The organism is Qipengyuania sp. R86523, from assembly GCF_044596365.1.
GTDB classification, from domain to species: Bacteria; Pseudomonadota; Alphaproteobacteria; order Sphingomonadales; family Sphingomonadaceae; genus Qipengyuania; species Qipengyuania citrea.
In genome coordinates, this window is sequence record NZ_CP138997.1 from 1,751,699 (window position 1) to 1,772,947 (window position 21,249).

Genomic DNA, 21,249 nt, shown 5'->3' on the forward strand with positions numbered 1-21,249 from the left:
TCATGGCTCGCTTTTTCATCGATCGGCCCATCTTCGCATGGGTCGTCTCGCTCGGCATCCTGCTCGCCGGTTTCATCTCGCTGCGCGCGCTGCCGATCGAGCAATATCCGGAAGTCGCGCCGCCTTCGCTGGCGATCAGCGTCGTCTATCCCGGCGCCGACGCCGCCACGCTCGAGACCAATGTCACGCAGGTGATCGAGCAGCAGCTCAACGGGGTCGAGGGCTTTCTTTACATGTCCTCCTCCAGCCTCTCCAACGGCACGGCGTCGATCACGCTGACCTTCGAGGCCGGGACCGATATCGATATCGCGCAGACCGAAGTGCAGAACCGGCTGAGCACGGTCGAAGCCCGCCTGCCCGAGGAAGTCAGACGCCAGGGCATCACCGTCCGGCAGGCCAATGCCGGCTTCCTGATGATCGTAGCGCTGACGTCGAAATCGGGCGCGCTGGATTCGACCGACCTCGGCAATATCGCCTCGACGCAGGTGATCGATGAATTGCGCCGCGTGGCGGGTGTGGGCGACGTCACGCTGTTCGGTTCGGAATACGCCATGCGTATCTGGCTCGATCCGGACAAGCTGGCCTCCTACAACCTTTCCCCCAGCGCCGTCGTCGCCGCGATCCGCGAACAGAATGCGCAGACTGCAGGCGGTTCGCTGGGCGCTCTTCCGCTGCAGGAAGGCCAGCAGATCACGGCCACCATCACCACTGCCAACCGCTTCGAGACCGAGGAGGAATTCCGGCGGGTGATCCTGCGCGCGGACGAAGGCGGGGCAAGCGTCCGGCTGGGCGATGTCGCCCGCGTCGAGATCGGCGCGCAGACCTATGCCACCTCGACCACGCTCGATGGCCAGCCGATGGCCGGCATGGCGGTCCAGCTGGCCACCGGCGCCAACGCGCTGGCGACGGCCGAAGGGATCGAGACGCGGATGGAGGAACTCGGTGCCGGCCTGCCGCAGGATGTCGCCTGGTCGATCCCCTACGACACCACTCCCTTCGTCGAGGTTTCGGTCGAGGAAGTGGTCAAGACGCTGGTCGAAGCCATGGCGCTGGTCTTCCTCGTCATGTTCCTGTTCCTGCAGAACTGGCGCGCGACGCTGATCCCGACGCTGGTCGTGCCGATCGCGCTGGCGGGGGCGTGCCTCGGCCTGTGGCTGTTCGGCTTCTCGATCAACGTGCTGTCGCTGTTCGGCATGGTCCTCGCAATCGGGATCCTCGTCGACGACGCCATTGTCGTGATCGAGAATGTCGAGCGGATCATGCGCGAGGAAGGGCTCGGTCCGCTCGAGGCGACCCGCAAGGCAATGGACCAGATCACCGGCGCGATCGTCGGCATCACGCTGGTGCTGATCGCGGTGTTCGTGCCTATGGCCTTCTTCCCCGGATCGACCGGCGGGATCTATCGCCAGTTCTCGGTCACGCTGGCCATTTCGATTTTCTTCTCTGCCGTGCTGGCCCTGTCGCTGACCCCGGCGCTGTGCGCCACCTTCCTGCGGAAGGAAGACGTCCAGGATCACGACGGTGCAGCTACGCCCGACGATGCCGATCAACCGCTGCGCGATGGCTGGCGCGGGCAGCTGGATCGGGCCCGCACGGTATCAGGGCGGTTCTTCCACCGCTTCAATCAGTGGTTTGCGCGGATGACCGAGAAATACGGTCGCACCAACGAGGCGATCCTTGCCCGGCCGATCCGCGGCCTGGCGGTGTTCCTCTTGCTGGCCGCGATCACCGGCCTGCTGTTCGCGCGCCTGCCGGGCGGGTTCCTGCCCACCGAGGACCAGGGTTATGTCATCACCGTGGTCCAGTCGCCCGCGGGGTCGACCCGCGAACGGCTGGAAGAGGCAATCGAACCCGTCGAAGGCTTCTGGCAGTCGCGCGAAGAGGTCGCGCGGACGGTGGTCGTGCGCGGCTTCAGCTTCTTCGGCCAGGGTCAGAACAACGCGATGATGTTCACCCCGCTCGAGGACTGGAGCGAACGCAGCGCCCCGGAAAGTTCGGCCGGTGCCCTGGTCGGACAGGCCATGGGCACTTTCATGGGGCTGGACAATGCGCTGGCCTTTGCCATCCAGCCGCCCGCCATCCAGTCGCTCGGCCAGGCCAGCGGTTTCACGATGAAGCTGCAGGACCGCGGCGGCGTGGGCCGCGATGCGCTGGTCGATGCACGCAACCAATTGCTCGGCATGGCGTCGCAAAGCGCGCTGCTGGCCAATTTGCGGCCCGAGGACCAGCCACCGGCCCCGCAATTGCATGTCGAGGTCGACCGCGTCCAGGCGCGTGCGATGGGCCTGTCGATGGACGATGTGAACAACGCGCTGTCGATCAATTTCGGCTCTGCCTATGCCAATGACTTCAACCGCCAGGGCCGCGTGCTGCAGGTCCTCGTCCAGGCCGACGCGCCCCACCGGATGGAGCCGGAGGACGTGCTGTCGCTGCGGATCCCCAATGCGCAGGGGGGGCTGGTTCCGTTCAGTTCCTTCGCCACTGCCGAATGGACCGCGGGTCCGCCCAGCCTGTCGCGCTACAATGGCTATCCGGCGATGACCTTGTCGGGCACTGCGGCTCCGGGCGAATCCTCGGGCGCCGCGCTCGAAGAAATGGAACGGTTCGCGAGCCAGCTGCCCGACGGCATCGGCTTCGAATGGACCGGCATCAGCTACGAAGAAAAACAGGCCGGCGGCCAGATCGGGCTGCTGCTCGGACTGTCGGTGGTGATCGTCTTCCTCGTGCTTGCTGCCTTGTACGAAAGCTGGTCGGTGCCGCTGTCGGTGCTGCTGATCGTGCCGATGGGCGTGCTGGGAGCCGTGCTCTTCACCATGCTGCGCGGCCTGTCCGCCGACATCTACTTCAACGTCGGGCTGATCACGATCATCGGCTTGGCAGCGAAGAACGCCATCCTCATCGTCGAATTCGCAATCGAGCAGGAGGCCGAAGGCAAGAGCCCGCTCGAGGCGGTAAAGGCCGCCGCGCGCCTGCGGTTGCGGCCGATCATCATGACCTCGCTCGCCTTCATTCTGGGCATGGTTCCGCTGGTTCTGTCTTCGGGCGCCGGCGCCGCCAGCCGCATCGCGGTCGGCACGGGCGTGATGGGCGGCATGATCGCGGCCACGGCAATCGGCATCTTCGCCATCCCGCTGCTTTACCTGCTGGTCCGAACCCGACTGGCGAAGGGCAAGCCCACCCCGCCCGGCGAAGCCGAAGGAGAACCCGCATGATGCGTCCGCTATCCGCCAGCATGCTGGCGCTGGCCCTTGCCGGCTGCGTGAACATGGCACCCGCGCACGAGCGTCCGTCGCTGGCGAGCGCTCCTGCCTATGACGGCGAGTACCGTCCCGATGGGACTGTGGTCGCCAGCACGCTGTCTTACGGCGAATGGTTCGACGACGCCCGGCTGGTCGCGCTGATCGATACTGCGGTTGCCAACAATCGCGACCTGGTGGCGGCGACCGCGCGCATCGAACAGGCGCGCGCCCAATACCGGGTCCAGGATAGCCGAAGGTTGCCCGCCCCCGTGGCCAGTGCCGCTGCCGGACGCAGCCGCACCCCGACCGGGGCGGCAATAGCCGGCGCGGCGCCGACCGTGACGGCGGACCGTTTCGAAGTCGGCGTGGGCGTGACCTCGTTCGAACTCGATTTCTGGGGCCGGGTGGCCAATCTTTCCGAAGCTGCGCGCGCCCGTTATCTTGCGACCGAAGCGAACCAGCGGGCGTTCTATCTTTCGCTCGTCGCCGATGTCGCCTCGACCTATTTCGAAATCCTCGAAACCGATGCGCAGATAGACCTAGCACAGGCGACGCTGGAGAGCCGCCAGGAAGGGCTGCGGATCGCGCGGTTGCGGCTCGATGCCGGGGTCACCTCGGCCCTGCCCTACCGTCAGGCCGAAACGCTGCTGACGACAGCGGAACAGCAGCTGGCAGCGCAGCGTCTCGACCGGGCACGGCTGAACAACCAGCTTGCCGTGCTGGTGGGCGGCGCCGTTCCCGCAAACCTGCCGCAGCCGCTTGCAATGCAGGCGCAGGACGATGCCATGATGCTCGACGCCGGGCTGCCGTCGGACCTGCTGTTGGTGCGCCCCGACATTACCGCCGCCGAAGAACAGCTGCGTGCCGCGCGCGCCGACATCGGTGCCGCCCGGGCGGCTTTTTTCCCGACGATCTCGCTCACCGGCAATGCGGGTTTCGCCTCCAGCGACCTGGCTAACCTGTTCGGTTCGGACGGGTTCACATGGTCTTTCGGCCCGTCGATTTCGCTACCCATCTTCGATTGGGGAGCGCGCGAGGCAGATCTCGATCTGGCCCGGGCGCGGGAGACCGAACAGGTCGCACTGTACGAAAAAGCGGTCCAGACGGCATTCCGCGAAGTGTCCGACGGCCTCGCCGGGCGGCGCTGGCTGGCCCAGCAGGTTGCCGCGCAGGAGCAGGGTGTTGCCGCGCAGGAACGCATCGCGCGGCTCGCCCGGCTGCGCTACCGCGAGGGCGTGGCCGATTATCTCGAAGTGCTCGATGCCGAGCGCAATCTGTTCTCCGCCCAGCAGCAATTGCTCACCACGCAGCGGGCCTATCTGCAGAACGGCGCGACGCTGTTCGTCGCGCTGGGCGGCGGCCTCCCGCGCTGAGCGGAGCCGCGCATGAGGCAGATATCTTTCGGGCAGTCTGTTCTCCGCAAAGCCTGAACGCGAAGACCCCCATCCTGGCGGACGGGGGTCTTCAAGCGTGCCGAACAATCGTGATGGCTCGACCTTCTGGCGGGTCCGGGAACGGGGGAACCGCGCATCGCGATCCCCCGCTATGCGGCCTGAAAATCAGACGGCCGGCCGGCGTACCTTGGTGTAATTCACCCGGGACGCGGCGAGGTCGTCGTGATAGATCACGTCCCGGCCCCTGATTTCGAGATTGTCGGCGGCAACAATCCGGCCATCGTCGAGCCGTACGGCTGCGACATGTTCCTTTTCCTTGTCCACCAGCATATCCTCGATTGTTCCGTAATGCGTCCCCGTGACCGAGGCCACGGTGCAACCACGGATGTCCTGCTCGTCATGGACGAGTTGCCAGGAATTGAGGGCTTCGAGTTCGCCGAAGCGATCATCGTTCTTCATAATAGGTCCTTTCTAGTCTTACGGACGCTCGAGGATCTCGACATTGTCCTCGTCGACAATCAGGAACACGTCCTGATCGGCAAGAACCGCGAGAGTGTCGTCATCGAGCGGAACACCCTCGACATCGGAGACTTCGCCGCCTTCGCGGATCATGCCGTCCGAAATGCGCAGTTCCTGTCCGGGATTGATGTCGATCTCGACTTCGCGGGGTTCGTCGATGATCAACGCGAACATCCGCGCGCCGTCGTTCTCAACCCAGAAGCCCCGGTCGGTCAGCGGTCCGGCAACGCTCACCTCGCCTGCGAATTCCTGTCCGATATACGACTGGGGATTGGCCAAGATGGCAGCCAGCGTCATCGGCATCGGATCGGCACCTGCGTCGGCTTCGATGGGGGTCTCGGCGAGCACGGGATCGGCATCGTCTTCGTCGGCGGTGATCCACCAGATCAGCAACGCTGCGAGTATTGCTGCCAGTAGCAGCCAGAGCCACGTCATCGATGATTTCTTCTCGACTGGAATTTCAGCCATAAGTTTCCTCCTGTTGCCTGCGCGGGATGAGCGCAGTCTATCAGCGAGCAGCCAAGCCGTTCGTTCCGAAAGAGAATTTCTTCACCGGATACGGTGGCTCCAACCCGGTGACTTTAAGGACGCGGGGGATTTAGGATACGGCAGCCGCAGCGCGAGTAATGCGGGCGGCGTTTACTGCGATCCGATAGCCGAATGAAAAGCGACGAAGGAACTGGCCAGTGCCGCCTCGCTGTCGATCAGCGCCTGCCTGCTGGCGATCAGCTGGCGCTGCGCATCGAGCACATCGAACAGGGAGGCCAGGCCCTCGCGGTACAGCGCGTTCGACTGTGCGAGCGCGGTCTCGCTCTGGTCGATCGCTTCGGTGAGCGCGGCATTGCGCTGGCGATAGGCCTCGATCGATACCAGCGCATTCTCGACCTGGCCCAGCGCGTTGAGGAACGTGGCGCGATATTCGGCCACGCGTGCCTCGGCCACGGCCTCGGCCGCAGCGACTTCGGCACGGCGGCGTCCGCCGTCGAAGATCGGAATGTCGATCGCGGTGGCTATCCCGATCAGGAAATCGCCGAACAGCCCGCTCAGCAGCCCGTCGCCGATGCCGATTTCACCGGGTATCGTCAGCGACGGGCGCAGATCCGCCTGTTCGATTCCGATCTCGGCGGCCGCCCGCGCGAGCCGCGCTTCGGCAGCGAGGATATCGGTCCGCCGGCGAAGCAGGTCGGCGGGCACGCCCGCTGGCGGCCCCGCGCCATATCCGGGTATCCGGGATCCATCGGCGAGCGGCTCGATCGCGAAGGCCCCGGGGGGCTCTGCCAGCAGGATCGCGAGCGCGCTGAGCGCATTGGCGCGGGCAATCTCGACCAATCCCCGGCGAGCCCGGGTCTGGGCGAGGTCCGCTGCCGCGCGGCGCACGTCCAGATTGGCAGCCAGTCCGGCCTCGAACCGCAGGGTGACGATGCGCAGCGTCTGGTCCTGCAGGTCGGTCGATTGTTCGAGCAGGTCGAGTTGCGTCTGCGTCCGGCGGTATTCGATATACTGGCTGGCGATCGCAGCAGCGACCAGCCGGCGCTGCTCGGCCAGCAGATAGTTCGTCTCGGCGTAATCGGCCACGGCGGCGCGCACCTCGGCTGCCAGCCGCCCATTCAGATCGGGTTCGAACAGGGCGAACAGGCCGGCCGCCGCCGTATCCTCTCCCTCGCCCACCAGCGTGGTTCCGATTTCGGCCGATCCGTCGAGCCCCGGCAGCCGGTCCGCCCGTTCCGCGCGCAACAGGGCGGCCGCGGCGGCGAGCCGTCCGGACGCGGCATCGATATCGAGATTAGCTTCCAGACCGCGCCGGATCAGCCGGTCGAGCACCGGGTCACCGAAGCCGAGCCACCATTCTTCCTGCAACCCGGCAGCGGGCAGATCGGTCGCATAGACAGCCGGGGCAGCGATGGGCGGCGCGATTGCGACCGGTTCGCTACCGGCGCAGCCGGACATCGCCAGCGCGAGGGGCAGAATTGCACCGGGGTGCTTCATAGCTGCGCCACGGAAAGATCCTCGTCGACCTCGTCGATTTCCTTGTGCAGGCGGGCGAGGTCGACATTGCGCGGGTTCCCGTAGCGCGCGATGGCCAGATAGATGACCGGGGTCAGGAACAGCGTGAAGATGCCCGCGATACCCAGTCCGCCGAAAATCACCCAGCCGATCGACTGGCGTGCTTCGGAACCCGCGCCGCTGGCGAGGATCAACGGCAGGGCGCCCAACACGGTCGAGATCAGCGTCATCACGATCGGCCGCAGGCGGATCGCGGCGGCTTCCTCTACCGCTTCGCGGACGCTGTGCCCCTGGTGCCGCAACTGGTCGGCGAATTCGACGATCAGGATGCCGTTCTTCGCCATCAGCCCGATCAGCATCACCAGCCCGATCTGCGAATAGATGTTCAGCGAGACCCCCGACAGGAACAGCGCGAATACTGCCGCGGCAAGCGCGAAGGGAATGGTCAGCAGTACCACCAATGCGCTGGTCACGCTTTCGAATTGCGCCACCAGCACCAGGAACACGATCACCAGCGCGAAGATATAGGTCAGCAGCAGATCGCTCGACGCTTCCTCGAGGCTCGCCGCATCGCCCTGCAGCAGCATGTCGATCCCCGGCCCCAGCGCTTCCTCGCCCAACCGCTCAATCTCGTCGACCGCATCGCGCAGCGGCGTACCGGCTGCAATATCCGCGGAGACCTCGATTGCACGCCGTTGTTCGGTGCGGTCGAGTTCGGCGGCGATGCCCTGCTCTTCGATCACGGTGACGCTGGACAGCGGGATCAACGCCCCGCCCGACCCGCGGACGTAGAGATTGCGCAGGTCCGACGGATTGGTGACACTCACGGCCTGGGCGGTGAGGAAGATCGGGACCGCCTGGTCGCCGACGTTGAGATCCACCAGATCGTCGCCGCCGACCATCGCGCGCAGCGTCTGCGCCAGGTCGTCCAGCTCGACGCCGAGATCCGAAGCGCGCTGGCGATCGATCTGTACCGAGAGCTGCGGCTGTGTCGGCTGGTACGAAATGTCGGGATTGAAAAGGATTTCGGAGCGGGTGTCGATCGCCGTGGCAAGCGCCTGCGCGGACGCGTAGATCGTCGGGTATTCGGCGCCGGTCAGCGCCACCTCGATACCGTCGCCCCCGCCGCCGAAACTCAGCGTGCCGCGGCCCCGGGCATTGGTGCGCGATCCGGGAATTTCCTGCAGCGGCGGGTTGAGTTCCTCGACAATCTCGGTCTGGCTGCGGTCGCGCTCGCTCCAGTCGGCGAGTTGTGCAGTCACCCGGACACGATTGGGATCGTAGCGGCCGACGATCGAGAAGGTGCTTTCGATCTCGCCGCTGGCAAGATACGGCGCGATGACCTGCTCCACCTCGTCGAGCTCGCCATCCATGAAATCGATGCCGACCCCGTCGGGGCCCGTCGCGTCGATCGTGATGACGCCGCGATCCTCGTCGGGGACCAGTTCGTTATCGAGCTGGGTGTAAAGCAGCGCTGCCAGCACCGCGAGCGCGACCGACACCGCCCCAACCAGCTTGGGCCGGTCGAGACACCGGCGCAGCGCGCTTTCATAGCGGTGGTTCGCCGCATGACCCCAGCCCGCCAGCCTGCCCGGCGCGCTGTCGTCAGTCGCCAGGTCGAATTTCGCCGCCAGTGCCGGGACCAGCGACAGCGCGACGAAACTGGAAATGATCACCGACACGGCCAGCACGAAGCCGAATTCGCGAAACAGCCGCCCCGCTTCGGACGGCAGGAAGCTGATCGGGACGAACACCGAAACCAGCACCGCCGTGGTCGCCACGACGGCGAAGAAGACCTGCCGCGTACCCAGCACCGCCGCCGCGCGCCGGCCCAGCCCCTTGTTCTGCAACCGCTGCGCGTTTTCCAGTACCACGATGGCATCGTCGACGATCAGCCCGGTCGCCAGCACTAGCGCCAGCAGCGTGAGCAAGTTGATTGAAAAGCCCATCAGCCAGATGCCCGCGATCACCCCGACCAGCGCGACCGGGATGGTGGCGCTGGGCACGACGGTGGGTCGCCAGGCGCGGAAGAACACCAGCATGGTGCCGATGACCACAGCGATGGTGAAGGCCAGCGTGATCAGCACTTCGCGGACCGAAATGCGGATGAACTGCGCATCGTCCGACACCACGTCGATCCGGACATCGTCGAACCGCGCGTTCAGGCGTTCGACATCCGCGCGAATGGCGCTGGATATCTCGATCGTGTTCGAGCTGGCCTGCCGCACCACGCCCAGCCCGACGATCGGCTGTCCGTCGAGGCGGACAAAGTTGGTCGCATTGGCGGGGGCGAAATCCGCCTGCGCGACGTCGCCGACGCGAGTGGTGCCTGAAATGACGACATTCTCGATCTGCGCGGGATCGACTGCGCTGGCTTCGGCGCGCACCACCAGTTCCTGCGCGTCCGAGCGGAACGAGCCGACCGGCACGTCGAAGGGGGCCCCCCGCAGTGCCGCGGCGACATCGGTCATCGTCAGCCCGAAGCGGTTGAGCCGTGCCGGGTCGACCGACACGCGCATCTGCCGGGCGCGGGTGCCGAACTGTTCGATGCTGGCGACCCCTTCGGCGGCGAGCAGTTCGGGCACGATGTCGTTTTCCACCAGCCGCGTCAGCGAGGCCTGGTCGTAGCTGTCCGACAGCACGGCCAGCGTCATGATCGGCTGCGCGTCCTGGTCCGCCTTGACCACCGTCACCTGCTCGACGCGCTCGGGCAGGTCGCGGGTCGTCCGGCTGACCGCCTCGCGCACGTCGGAGGCAGCGGTATCGAGATCGGTGCCGGGATTGAATTCGACACGGATGCGGCTGTTGTTCTCCTCGCTCGACGCGCGGATCTGGCGCACGCCCGAAACCCGCGCGACGGCATCTTCGAGAAGGCTCGTGACCTCGGAATCCATGGTCTCGGGTGCAGCGCCGGGCAGGCTGGCGGTGACCGACACGACCGGCCGGTCGACATTGGGGAGCTCGCGAACCTCGACGCCCATCAGCGCAGCGATACCCGCAATCACGATCAGCAGGTTGAGCACGCCGATCAGCAGCGGCCGCTTCACCGCCAGCATGGGGAGGTCGGCCCTATCCTTCATCGGCGGCTACAGCAGCGCCCGATCGGGGCTGGCGGACCTCGACATCCTGCCGGTCCGCATTCCCGCTGCCCACCACGCGGATGGCCTGCCCATCGCGCACCTTCTGCACCCCTTCGACGATCACCCGGTCGGTCCGCTCGAATTCGCCATCCACGAAGACCTCGCCTTCGCGCCGCGAGGTGATCGTCACCGGGACGCGCCTGGCTGCGCCTTCGCGAATGACGAACAGGTGCGATCCATCCCCGCCCCATACGATGGCCTCCTCGGGGACCACCGGACGTGCTTCGCCATTGCGGGTGAATACCACGCGGAAGCTCATCCCGGGGCGCAGGCGGTCGCCCTCGTTAGGGATGGCGGTGCGCACGATGAAATCGCGGCTGTCCTGCGATATCCGGTTGTCGGTCGCCACCACGCGGGCGTCGATGGTCCGCGTCGTATCGGAAAAAGGCACGACCTGGACAACCTGACCGGGACGCAGCGCATTGAAGACCGATTCAGGCGCGGGGAAATCGACATAGAGCGTGCCGCGCTGGTCGATCTGCGTGATCGGCGTGGAATCGTTGACGCGGTCACCGGGATCGACTTCGGTCAGGCCGACGTGGCCCGAGAACGGCGCGCGGACTGTCCGGTCGGCCAGCGCCGTCTGCGCCTGTTCCAGCGCCACGCGCGCCGAAGCGAGCGCGGTCACGCCGGCTTCGATCTGGCTTTCGGACAGCGCACCGGTATCCTCGATGCGGCGATACCGGCCCAGCAACTGGTCGGCTTCCTGCACCTGCACCTGTGCCGCTTCGACCGCGAGGCGTTCCTGCCGCGCGTCGAGCCGGACCAGCGCCTCGCCCTTGCGCACGAAATCGCCCGCCGCGAACAGCACTGCGGTCACTCGCCCCGCCGTTTCGGCGAAAATCTCCGCCGATGTTGCCGCGCGGGCCGAGCCGATGGCTTCGATCTCGATCTGTTCGGGAAGCACGCTGATGTCCTGCGCAACGACCGGCACCGCCTCGCGCGCAGGATCGCGTTCTGCTTCACCGCAGGCGGTGACAAGCAGCAGTGCGGCGCAAGCCATTGTACGGAAAGACGCGGCGGACACGCTGCGCAGGTAACGAATAAGGCCTCGGGGGGGAAGCGCTTCTGTGTCAGCCCTGTTCGATGGCTTCCAGTTCGGTCCCGGCGGCCAGCCATGCCGCTTCGGCTTCGGCGAGAGCATCGGCCGCTTCCGCGCGCTGGGCGAGGAGGCTTTCGATGCTCGCCCCGCCGCCCGGTCTCGCCCCGGCCGTCCCCTGTTCGAGGATGGCACTGTCGAGCCGCTCGACATCGGCGGTCAGCCGCGCCATCGCCTGTTCGGCCTTCGCCAGTTCCGCCTTGGCCGTGCGCGTCCGGGCAATGATATTGGTGCCATTGCTGCCGCGCGCCTTGCTGGCCGCATCGCCGCGGCCGTTCTTCGCCGGTTTGCGGCCCAGCACCAGATCGATGTAATCTTCCATGCTGCCGGAATATTCGCGCGCGGTGCCATCATCCACCAGCACCAGACGGTCCGCCGTCAGTTCGACCATGTGGCGATCATGGCTGATGAGGATGACCGCGCCCGAGTAATCGTTCAGCGCCTGGATCAAGGCTTCGCGCGCATCGACATCGAGGTGGTTGGTCGGCTCGTCCAGGATCAGCAGGTGCGGCGCATCGCGGGTGATCAGGGCCAGTGCCAGACGCGCCCGTTCGCCGCCCGACAGCTTGTCGACCCGCGTTTGCGCCCGCGCGCCCGAAAAGCCGAACCGCCCCAGCTGCGCGCGAACGGCGCCCTGCGCCGCGCCCTCCATCGCGCGGTTCATCAGGTCGAGCGGCGTGTCCTCACCGGCCAGTTCCTCGACCTGGTACTGGGTGAAATAGCCTACCTTCAGCCGCCCCGGGGCGTTCACTTCGCCTTCCACCGGGTCGAGCTGCGAAGCCAGCAGCCGTGCCAGCGTGGTCTTGCCGTTGCCGTTGCGACCCAGCAGCGCGATGCGATCGTCGGCATCGATCCGGAAATTCAGCCGCTTCAGGATCGGCGGGGCATCGCCATAGCCCACGGCCGCCTGTTCAAGCGTGATCATGGGGGATTTGAGTTCCGCCGGATCGGGAAATCCGAAAGTGAGCGTCGGGTCTTCCATCATCGCGGCGACGGGCTGCATCTTGGCCAGCATCTTGGCACGCGACTGCGCCTGTTTGGCAGTCGATGCACGCGCGCTGTTGCGGGCGACGTAATCCTGCAATCGCGCGCGCTGTGCATCCTGCGAAGCCTTGGCCGCCGCCAGCTGGGCCGCCCGCTCGGCGCGCTGCTTTTCGAACGCGTCGTATCCGCCATTGTACAGCGTCAGCGCCCCGCCCTGCAGATGCAGGATATGGTCGACCACCTTGTTCAGCAGGTCGCGTTCATGGCTGATCACCAGCAGCGTGGCAGGATAGGACTTGAGGAAGTTCTCGAGCCACAAGGTCGCTTCGAGATCGAGGTGGTTCGACGGTTCGTCGAGCAGCAGGATATCGGGTTCGGAAAACAGCAGCGCGCCGAGCGCGATGCGCATCTTCCAGCCGCCGGAAAAGCTTTCCACCGGACGTTGCTGCATCTCCTCGTCGAAGCCTAGCCCGTTGAGGATCTTCGCTGCGCGCGCCGGCGCGCTGTAGGCATCGATGGCGAGCAGGCGATCATGGACATCGCCCATCCGGTACATATCGGTACATGTTTCCAGTTCGGCCAGCAGCTCGGCGCGTTCGGTGGCCGAAGCCAGTACCACTTCCTCGGGCGTCATCGTCCCGCTGGGGGCTTCCTGCGCGATATAGCCGATCCGCGCGCGCGACGGTTTGGCGATCTCGCCCTCGTCGGGTTCGATTTCGCCGATCAGCGCTTTCATCAGCGTCGACTTGCCGGCGCCGTTGCGCCCGATCAGCCCGACACGCGCGCCCACCGGCACGGCAGCGCTGGCGCGATCGAGAATGGTCCGGCCGCCAAGCCGCACTGTGACACCGTCGATGGTAAGCATGCGCGGCCCCTAACAGCCTATTGCCGTTCCCCAAAGCAATTCTGCCGCCGTGCAGCGGGGTGCAAGCGCCTTGCACGATCCGCCCGGTCCGCTAGCGCGGTGGAATGAAGATGGAAGACCTGCTGCAACGCTATTTCGGCACCCAGGACCTGGCCGAGGTCGATCCGGCCGCGCTCCCCGCCGGGGTCGAGCGAATGCGCGTCGATTTCGGGCTCGAACGCGATCGTGGCCACCGCTTCGCGCTGTGGACCCTGCTCTACATGCTCGATGCCGCACCGGATCTGGACGTCGCCTTCGAAGACCCCGCCGACCGCGATGCCGCGCGCACTATGATGGATATGCTCGCGGCGCAGGCTCCCGAGTAGCGCGGAGGCCGTAGCGGTGTGGACGTTGCCGCAGCACTACCACACCCTTGAGCCAGTGCAGCCGCGCGCTGAAAAACCAGTCAGGACACCTGCTGCAACGCCGGTGCGTGGTCGCTATCGATATCGCGATCGGCGCAGACCACCCGGTTGCGGCCTTCGCGCTTGGCGGCATAGAGTGCTTCGTCGGCTTTCCGGTACAGCGCCTGGAACGGCCGGTCGGCCGCGCCCTGCGCCACGCCGATGCTGACGCTGATCCGATGCCCCGGCGCGGTTACGCCGAAATCGCATTCCGCCAGTTCGGACCGCACCGTTTCCGCAAGCTCGACCAGCCCGCCATCGGCAACCCCGCTCACCCCCAGAACGAATTCCTCGCCGCCCAGCCTGCCCGCGCGGCAGCCGAAACGGTCCTCGAACGATGCCAGCCGGCGCCCGAGCGTCACGAGCACCTCGTCGCCCGCCTGATGCCCGAACTCGTCGTTGACGGCCTTGAACTTGTCAACGTCGATGAGCAGCAGGCCGACGGGCCTGCCGGCCGCGCCGCCGAATGCCTCGGCGTATTTGCCGAGGAAGCCTCTGCGGTTCAGCAGGCCGGTAAGCGGATCGCGTTCGGCAAGTTCGGCCAGGGCCTTGCCGATCTCCACCGCCCGATCGCGCTGCATCCGCAGGGCGCGCAGCCGCACGGTCGCGAAACCGGTCAGGCACACGACCTGCAGCGCCGAAGCATACAGCATCAGGACCTTGTCGCCCCCGCCCCACAGGATCGCGTCGAGATCGACGATCTGGGTCATCGCCAGCGTCACCATGGGGATCGCCCAGCTGATCGCCAGATCGCGGGCGGCGCCGTGGCCCTTCCTCCACCCCGCGGCAATACAGGCGGTGGCCAGAGCAAGCGATGACAATGTGCCGATCATCAGCACCGGCGCGAATTGGCCGATATCGACGCCGGGCAGACCGCTGGCGAGGCCTGCCGCGAGGACAAGCACCCCGAGCGCGCCCAGCAGACGCAGCGGCCAGCGGGGCAGCGCGTCGCGCAAGGCGGATGCGGTGGCGAAGGTCGCGAACATGATCGCCAGGCAGGCAAGCACCGTTGCCAGCCGCGCCGACACCGTGCCCGCGGCTGCAGGAAAGACCGCCAGTCCGGCCTGGGACCAGACCAGGCCCCAGACCATCACGGTCGCAGCCCAGCCGCCATGCCACAGGAAGAAGCTGCGCCGCATGCTGGCGGCGAGGCCGATGTTGAACAGGGCGGCTATGCCCAGCAGCGCCAACGCGGCGCCGATGGCAAATGCCGTCAGCTCGAACTGACGCTGGGCAGCCTGCGCGGACACTATGCGCAGCGACAGCAGGTTGTAATCCTCCAGCCCCGCGATCCGCAGCCAGACCGCCGATGCGGGCTGGTCGCCGCGCGCGCGAAAAGCGACCTGCCCGCCAATATGCCAGCTGTCGGCGAAATCCCCCCGGCCGATCGCCTGCCGCGGACCGAGCGTATCGGCATATTCGAACATCACGCTCATTCGCTCGAACCGCGTGGTGTGCATCGCCAGCGACGCATCGCGGGACTGGCTGGCGGGAACCGGCAGCCGCAGCCACAGGACGCTGCCGCGATAGCCGGCCGGCGCCCCGGCGCACTGCAGATCGGACCGATCGGGCGCGGCGACCGAAGAAGTGACGGCGAAGCAGGTGCCGGCCGGTGGCTGCGCGGCCAGGCGGGGTCCCGCGATCAGGGCGCAGGCCACCGCCATGACCCATAGCGTGCGCCGCAGACTGCCCAGCCCTGCCTTCATTCCGCCCCCCGAACCAAAGCCATCGCGGCGATCCAGACGCCGAACGACACGCAGCGACCCCGCGCCGTTTCTAGTTAACAGATACGGAGCGAATGCAATCACCGAGGCGGAATTTCCCCGATTGTCCCGCCGAACTGCGGCTGATCGGCACCACTGGGCGCCATTCCGCTCGAAAAAGTGGGTGGCGGAGCAGGAGGGATTCGAACCCTCGATACGGGGTTACCGTATACACACTTTCCAGGCGTGCGCCTTCGACCACTCGGCCACTGCTCCGCATTCTCCTTGGCTACCCTACCGCTTCGCTGCTCGAGGACGATGGGCAAAACCCGATCGGCGCTCAAGCGCACAGCGCGGTAGCGCCGCAAAAGAGCCGCGCGTCTAGCGGCGCCCGATGCGAATCGCAAGCCAATGCGCGGGCAGTATGGCGCCAAGGCCCGATTTCGTGCTATGATCCATTTGCGCGTCGGTGCTGCGCGGATCAGGCATCCCCTGCGAACACCGCCACGAGGCCCCCTCCCGTCCGTACAATGCGCGAGAGGGGGCTTTCGTTTTGCCGGAGCGGGTGGCACTCCCCTGCAGATGACCAAATCGCTTTTTCCGTTCGCCGCGCTGCTCGCGCTTGCTGCTCCCGCGCAGGCGCAGGACGAGGCCGCGCCGCCTTCGCCGGGCGAAATCGTCGCGCAGGCACCTGCGGCGGAATGGACCACCATTGCCCCGGAGGACTTGCTTGTAATGACGCTGGCCTCCGCGCCAGACGGCACCGCGCGCGAGGTGGTGATCCAGCTGATGCCCGCACCTTTCAGCCAAGGCTGGGTCGGGAACATCCGCACGCTCGCCCGCACCGAATGGTACGACGGCACAGCGGTCAACCGCGTGCAGGACAATTATGTCGTCCAGTGGGGCGATCCGAACTACGACAATCCCGAGGCCGGGGGCGAGGCGAAAGCTTTGCCGGCCAACCTCGCCGCCGTACCCGAAAACGAATATTCGGCGAGGCTGGACGAACCTGCGATCGCTAAGATCCGCACCAATTTCGAAACCGCTGCTTCCCGCGTGGCCCCCAGCGACCCCAACACCCTCTACCGGGCCGATCCCTATGCGAGGGCACATGCCTTTTTCGACGGCTGGCCGATCGCGATGACGGATGACGAACCGGTCGCCTGGCCGGTCCATTGCTACGGCACGGTCGGCGTCGGACGTGGCTATTCGCCCGATACCGGCAGCGGCGCAGAGCTTTATACCGTTATCGGCCATGCACCGCGCCACCTCGACCGCAACATCGCACTGGTCGGGCGCGTGGTGGAAGGGATGGAGCACTTGTCTTCGCTGCCGCGCGGTTCGGGCGCGCTGGGCTTCTACACTGCCGAGGAAGCGGACAAGCGCACGCCCATCGTCTCGGTGCGCGTCGCCAGCGACCTGCCCGATAGTGAGCGGCCTGCGTTCGAATATCTGTCCACCGAAGGCGAAACCTTCGCGCGCTATGCCGATGCGCGCGCCAACCGCCGCGACCCGTTCTTCATCCATCCCGCAGGCGGCGCGGATATCTGCAACATCCCGGTGCCCGTGCGCCGGGTGGCCGATTGAGCGAGAGCGTATCCGTCACCGCGCCGCTCTGGCGCTGGTCCGCGAAGAACGGCGTCAGCTGGTTCTTCGTGACAATCGAGGGCGAAGCGGGCGAGAGCCTGTCGGCAACCGAAGCGATGTGGCGGCTCGAACTGGGCGGCAAACGCGGGTTCCGCTCGCTCAAGGTCGAGGCATGCATCGGTGAAACCATCTGGCAGACATCCTGCTTTCCACGCGACGAGGGCGGCTGGATGCTGCCGGTCAAGGCACCGGTGCGCAAGGCCGAGAAACTCGCCGAGGGCGACCCGGTCGCGGTCACGCTGCGACCCGTCTAGAGCTTCTGCATCAACTCGATACGGTTGCCGAAAGGGTCTTCGGTAAAGCAGCGATGATACCCCGCCATCGGCTTGTCTTCCCTGATGATTGCTCCCGCTTGCGCAAGCCTGGCGCGAAACTCTGCCAGATCGGCGACCAGCAGCGCCGGATGCGCCTTGCGCGCCGGGCGGAAATCGGGGTCGACCCCCAGGTGCAGCTGCAGCGCGCCGCATTCGAACCAGCACCCGGCCGGGGAAAGGTTGGACGGCTTGGCCAATTGACGCAAGCCGAGCAGATCGGTGTAGAACGCGCGGGCCCGGTCTTCGCCGCCCTCCGGCATCGCCAGCTGGACATGGTCGATGCCCAGCGGCGCGCTCACACCCGTTCGGCCTGCGCGATCGAATCGCTGGCCCGCAGGGCGCTGAGGATGCGCGACAGATGGGGCACGTCCTGCACTTCCAGGTCGATCTCGTAAGTGGTGAACGGGTGATCGAGCTGGGTCTGGTCGAGGCTCGTCACATTCACGTGGTTCTGCGCGAAGATGCCTGCCATTTCCGCGAGCGTCCCGGGCCGGTCGTAGAGCGTGACGCGCATGCGGCCGACTGCCCCGCGCGAACGCTTGCCCCAGGACAGATCCAGCCAGTCGCTGTCGATCCCGTTGGCAAGGTGTGCGCAGTCGATCGTGTGCACTTCGACCCCTTCGTTGGGCCGCCGCACGCCGACGATCCGGTCGCCCGGAACCGGGTGGCAGCAATGGGCCAGCTGGAAGCCCATGCCGGGCGTCAGGCCGCGGATCGACAGCGCCTTGCCGCTCTTGGCCCAGTCGGGCTCGTTCTCGAGCTCTGCGGTGCAGCCGGGGACCAGTGCCTCCATCACCGCGCGATCCTCGATCTTGGCCGACCCGATTGCGTAATAGAGGTCTTCCTCGTCCTCCATCTCGAGCCGCTTGATCGCTTCGCGCAGCGCCTTCTTGCCGATCTTCGCGGGCACGCGCAGCGCGATCTCGTCGAACAGCTTCTGCCCGATTTCCGCCACTTCGGCGCGTTCCTTGAGCCGCACCGCGCGGCGGATCGAAGCGCGCGCCTTGCCGGTCACGACAAAGCCCAGCCACGACAGCTGCGGATCGGCATTGTCGCTCTTGATGATCTCGACCACGTCGCCATTGTTGAGCTGCGTGCGCAGCGGCATGTGCCGCCCGTTGATCTTGGCCCCCACCGTCTGCGCCCCCAGATCGGTGTGCACGGCAAAGGCGAAATCAACCGGGGTGGCGCCCTTGGGCAACTGGAACAGCGCCCCCTTGGGAGTGAAGGCAAAGATGCGATCCTGGTAGATCGCCATCCGCGTGTGCTCGAGCAGCTCTTCGGGATCGTGGCTGGCATCGACGATCTCGATCAGGTCGCGCAGCCAGCCGACCTGCCCGTCGGGCCGGCCATCCTGCTTGTAGGCCCAGTGCGCGGCGAAGCCGAATTCGTTCACCCGGTGCATCTCGCGCGTGCGGATCTGCACTTCGACGCGCATCGACTTGCCGTAGATCAGCGAAGTGTGGAGCGAGCGGTAACCGTTGTTCTTCGGAGTGGAGATGTAATCCTTGAACTTGCCCGGGAGAAACTGCCACGTCGTGTGCAGCACCCCCAGCGCGCGGTAGCAGTCGGCCACGTCCTCGCAGATGATGCGAAAGGCCATGATGTCAGTGACCTGTTCGAACGAGACATGGCGTTCGGCCATCTTACGCCAGATCGAATAGGGGTGCTTTTCGCGGCCCGAAACCTCGGTGGTTATGCCGGCTTCGAGCAAGGCGTGTTTCATGTCGAGCGCGATCGCATCGACCTGCCCGCCATCCTCGCTGCGGATCTGGTCGAGCCGCTGGGTGATGGTGGCGAAGGCTTCGGGTTCGATCTGCTCGAAGGCGAGCATCTGCATCTCGCGCATATATTCATACAGCCCGATGCGCTCGGCCAGCGGGGCGTAGATATCCATCGTCTCGCGCGCGATCCGCTGGCGCTTCTCGGGCTTCTTGATGAAATGCAGCGTCCGCATGTTGTGCAGTCGGTCGCCCAGCTTGACCAGCAGCACGCGGATATCCTCGCTCATCGCCAGCAAGAACTTGCGCAGGTTTTCCGCCGCGCGCTCGTTCTCGGGCATCTGCTCGATCTTCGACAGCTTGGTCACCCCGTCGACCAGCCGCGCGACATCCTTGCCGAAATGCTGCTCGATATCGTCGATCGTCGCCAGCGTGTCTTCGACCGTATCGTGGAGCAGCGCGGTGGCGATGGTTTCCTGGTCGAGCTTGAGATCGGTCATCAGGCCGGCGACTTCGACCGGGTGGCTGAAATAGGGATCGCCACTGGCGCGGGTCTGCGTGCCGTGCTTCTGCACGGTATAGACATAGGCGCGGTTGAGCATCGCCTCGTCGGCGTCGGGATCGTATTCCTTGACCCGTTCAACGAGTTCGTACTGGCGCAGCATGTGTTCGAGATAGGTGCGCTTCACCCGCCTGAACAGATGGAATCTTCACGCAGGGCCGCTGCGGGTGGCATGCGCCGTGCAGCGATCCTACCTGTGGCATCGCATCATCCGGAGAGAGACAGGCCATGACCCAGACGCGCACCGAAACCGATTCCATCGGCCCCATCGAAGTCCCTGCCGACGCCTATTGGGGCGCGCAGACGCAGCGCAGCCTGACCAACTTCCCCTTCCCCGCGCACCAGCGCATGCCGATCCAGATCGTCCACGCGCAGGCGGCGGTCAAGCAGGCGGCGGCACGGATCAACCGCCAGCACGGACTGGAGGCACCGCTCGCCGAGGCGATCGAAAGTGCCGCCACCGCGATCCGGGCTGGCGAATATGACGACCAGTTCCCGCTGACCATTTTCCAGACGGGCAGCGGCACGCAGACCAATATGAACGTCAACGAAGTGATCGCCGGAATCGCCAATGAAGCGCTGGCGGGCACGCGCGGCGGCAAGGAGCCGGTCCATCCCAACGACCATGTAAACCGCTCGCAAAGCTCGAACGACAGCTTCCCCACCGCGCTGCATGTCGCCGCCGCGCTGGCGTCGCGCGATGCGCTGCTGCCCGCACTCGACCGACTGGTGGCAGCGCTCGATGCCAAGGCGCGGGCCTTTGCCGATATCGTCAAGATCGGCCGCACGCATACGCAGGACGCCACCCCGCTGACGCTGGGCCAGGAATTTTCCGGCTATGTCTCGCAGTTGAAGAGCTGCCGGGCGCGGATCGAAAGCGCATTGGAGAACGACATCCGCAAGCTCGCGATCGGCGGCACCGCGGTCGGCACCGGGCTCAATGCGCCCGATGGCTGGGCCGCGGATATGGCCCGCGCGATCAGCGATATCACCGACTTTGCTTTCGAGCCTGCGCCCAACACCTTCGAACAGCTCGCTGCGAAGGACGGGCTGGTGTCCTTCTCGGGCGCGCTCAACTCGCTTGCAGTGGCGCTCAACAAGATCGCCAACGATATCCGCTTCCTCGCATCGGGTCCGCGCTCGGGCCTTGGCGAACTGTCGCTACCCGCGAACGAACCGGGCAGCTCGATCATGCCGGGCAAGGTCAACCCGACCCAGTGCGAGATGCTGACGATGGTCGCGGGCCAGGTGATCGGCAATCACCAGGCAGTAACGGTGGGCGGAATGCAGGGCCATTTCGAGCTCAACGTGTTCATGCCGCTGATCGGGTCGAACGTGCTCCGCTCGGTCGAATTGCTCGCAATCGGGATGGAAGGTTTTGCCACCCGCTGCGTCGAGGGGATCGAGGCGAACACTGAACAGATCGCCGCGCTGGTCGAACGGTCCTTGATGCTGGTGACGGCATTGGCGCCCGAGATCGGCTACGACAATGCCGCCAAGATTGCCAAGCATGCACACCAGACCGGCCAGACGCTCAAGCAGGCGGGCCTCGAGCTGGGGCTGGTGGACGAGCCGACCTTCGACCGCCTCGTCCGCCCCGCCGATATGGTGTGAC

The 21,249-nt window shown here is 66.0% G+C and carries 15 protein-coding genes and 1 tRNA gene; 6 read left to right on the forward strand and 10 right to left on the reverse strand.

Going from position 1 to position 21,249, the window contains the following annotated elements; all coding sequences use genetic code 11:
- The first annotated feature begins 2 nt into the window (after positions 1 to 2).
- Positions 3 to 3,212 (forward strand): multidrug efflux RND transporter permease subunit, encoded by a 3,210-nt coding sequence (locus SJY12_RS08620; RefSeq protein ID WP_397505091.1) that lies wholly within the window; start codon positions 3 to 5, stop codon positions 3,210 to 3,212.
- Positions 3,212 to 4,612, forward strand: coding sequence for an efflux transporter outer membrane subunit (locus SJY12_RS08625; protein WP_397506681.1), 1,401 nt, complete (start codon positions 3,212 to 3,214; stop codon positions 4,610 to 4,612). The genes SJY12_RS08620 and SJY12_RS08625 overlap by 1 nt, the downstream gene beginning before the upstream one ends.
- Before the next feature lie 186 nt (positions 4,613 to 4,798).
- On the opposite strand, the gene SJY12_RS08630 is transcribed toward SJY12_RS08625, so the two are convergent.
- The 6 genes from SJY12_RS08630 to SJY12_RS08655 form a co-directional block, all read right to left on the reverse strand.
- Positions 4,799 to 5,092 carry a PRC-barrel domain-containing protein gene (locus tag SJY12_RS08630; protein WP_397505092.1) on the reverse strand — a complete coding sequence of 98 codons (294 nt, stop codon included), beginning with the start codon at positions 5,090 to 5,092 and terminating at the stop codon, positions 4,799 to 4,801.
- An 18-nt stretch (positions 5,093 to 5,110) separates the two neighbouring features.
- On the reverse strand, positions 5,111 to 5,620 hold the full coding sequence (locus SJY12_RS08635; RefSeq protein WP_397505093.1) for a hypothetical protein: 510 nt from the start codon (positions 5,618 to 5,620) through the stop codon (positions 5,111 to 5,113).
- 171 nt (positions 5,621 to 5,791) lie between these two features.
- Positions 5,792 to 7,138, reverse strand: coding sequence for an efflux transporter outer membrane subunit (locus SJY12_RS08640; RefSeq protein WP_397505094.1), 1,347 nt, complete (start codon positions 7,136 to 7,138; stop codon positions 5,792 to 5,794).
- Positions 7,135 to 10,236 carry an efflux RND transporter permease subunit gene (locus SJY12_RS08645; protein ID WP_397505095.1) on the reverse strand — a complete coding sequence of 1,034 codons (3,102 nt, stop codon included), beginning with the start codon at positions 10,234 to 10,236 and terminating at the stop codon, positions 7,135 to 7,137. The genes SJY12_RS08640 and SJY12_RS08645 overlap by 4 nt, the downstream gene beginning before the upstream one ends.
- Complete coding sequence (locus tag SJY12_RS08650; RefSeq protein ID WP_397505096.1) at positions 10,226 to 11,299, reverse strand: efflux RND transporter periplasmic adaptor subunit; 1,074 nt, start codon at positions 11,297 to 11,299, stop codon at positions 10,226 to 10,228. Before SJY12_RS08650 ends, SJY12_RS08645 begins: the two co-directional genes overlap by 11 nt.
- A 70-nt stretch (positions 11,300 to 11,369) precedes the next feature.
- On the reverse strand, positions 11,370 to 13,244 hold the full coding sequence (locus SJY12_RS08655; protein ID WP_063505970.1) for an ABC-F family ATP-binding cassette domain-containing protein: 1,875 nt from the start codon (positions 13,242 to 13,244) through the stop codon (positions 11,370 to 11,372).
- Between the two features lie 104 nt (positions 13,245 to 13,348).
- Here SJY12_RS08655 and SJY12_RS08660 point away from each other — a divergent pair, with 104 nt between their 5' ends.
- Complete coding sequence (locus tag SJY12_RS08660) at positions 13,349 to 13,609, forward strand: hypothetical protein (protein ID WP_050600979.1); 261 nt, start codon at positions 13,349 to 13,351, stop codon at positions 13,607 to 13,609.
- An 80-nt stretch (positions 13,610 to 13,689) separates the two neighbouring features.
- Here the strand turns inward: SJY12_RS08660 and SJY12_RS08665 are convergent, their stop codons facing one another.
- Positions 13,690 to 15,393, reverse strand: coding sequence for a diguanylate cyclase (locus SJY12_RS08665; RefSeq protein WP_397505097.1), 1,704 nt, complete (start codon positions 15,391 to 15,393; stop codon positions 13,690 to 13,692).
- A gap of 182 nt (positions 15,394 to 15,575) precedes the next feature.
- Positions 15,576 to 15,666 (reverse strand) — tRNA-Ser (locus SJY12_RS08670).
- 306 nt (positions 15,667 to 15,972) lie between these two features.
- On the opposite strand from SJY12_RS08670, the gene SJY12_RS08675 reads away from it, so the two are divergent.
- Both SJY12_RS08675 and SJY12_RS08680 read left to right on the forward strand, forming a co-directional pair.
- Positions 15,973 to 16,977: a peptidylprolyl isomerase gene (locus SJY12_RS08675; protein WP_397505098.1), complete on the forward strand. Its 1,005-nt coding sequence runs from the start codon at positions 15,973 to 15,975 to the stop codon at positions 16,975 to 16,977.
- Entirely contained in the window at positions 16,974 to 17,291 is a 318-nt protein-coding gene (locus tag SJY12_RS08680; RefSeq protein ID WP_397505099.1) for a DUF1905 domain-containing protein, read from the forward strand. Before SJY12_RS08675 ends, SJY12_RS08680 begins: the two co-directional genes overlap by 4 nt.
- Here the strand turns inward: SJY12_RS08680 and SJY12_RS08685 are convergent.
- Complete coding sequence (locus SJY12_RS08685) at positions 17,288 to 17,650, reverse strand: VOC family protein (protein WP_397505100.1); 363 nt, start codon at positions 17,648 to 17,650, stop codon at positions 17,288 to 17,290. The genes SJY12_RS08680 and SJY12_RS08685 overlap by 4 nt on opposite strands.
- Positions 17,647 to 19,737: a bifunctional (p)ppGpp synthetase/guanosine-3',5'-bis(diphosphate) 3'-pyrophosphohydrolase gene (locus SJY12_RS08690; protein WP_063512120.1), complete on the reverse strand. Its 2,091-nt coding sequence runs from the start codon at positions 19,735 to 19,737 to the stop codon at positions 17,647 to 17,649. Before SJY12_RS08690 ends, SJY12_RS08685 begins: the two co-directional genes overlap by 4 nt.
- Positions 19,738 to 19,862: 125 nt before the next feature.
- On the opposite strand from SJY12_RS08690, the gene fumC reads away from it, so the two are divergent.
- Positions 19,863 to 21,248, forward strand: a complete 1,386-nt coding sequence (gene fumC, locus SJY12_RS08695) for a class II fumarate hydratase (protein ID WP_397505101.1) — start codon at positions 19,863 to 19,865, stop codon at positions 21,246 to 21,248.
- The last annotated feature ends 1 nt before the right edge of the window (position 21,249 follow it).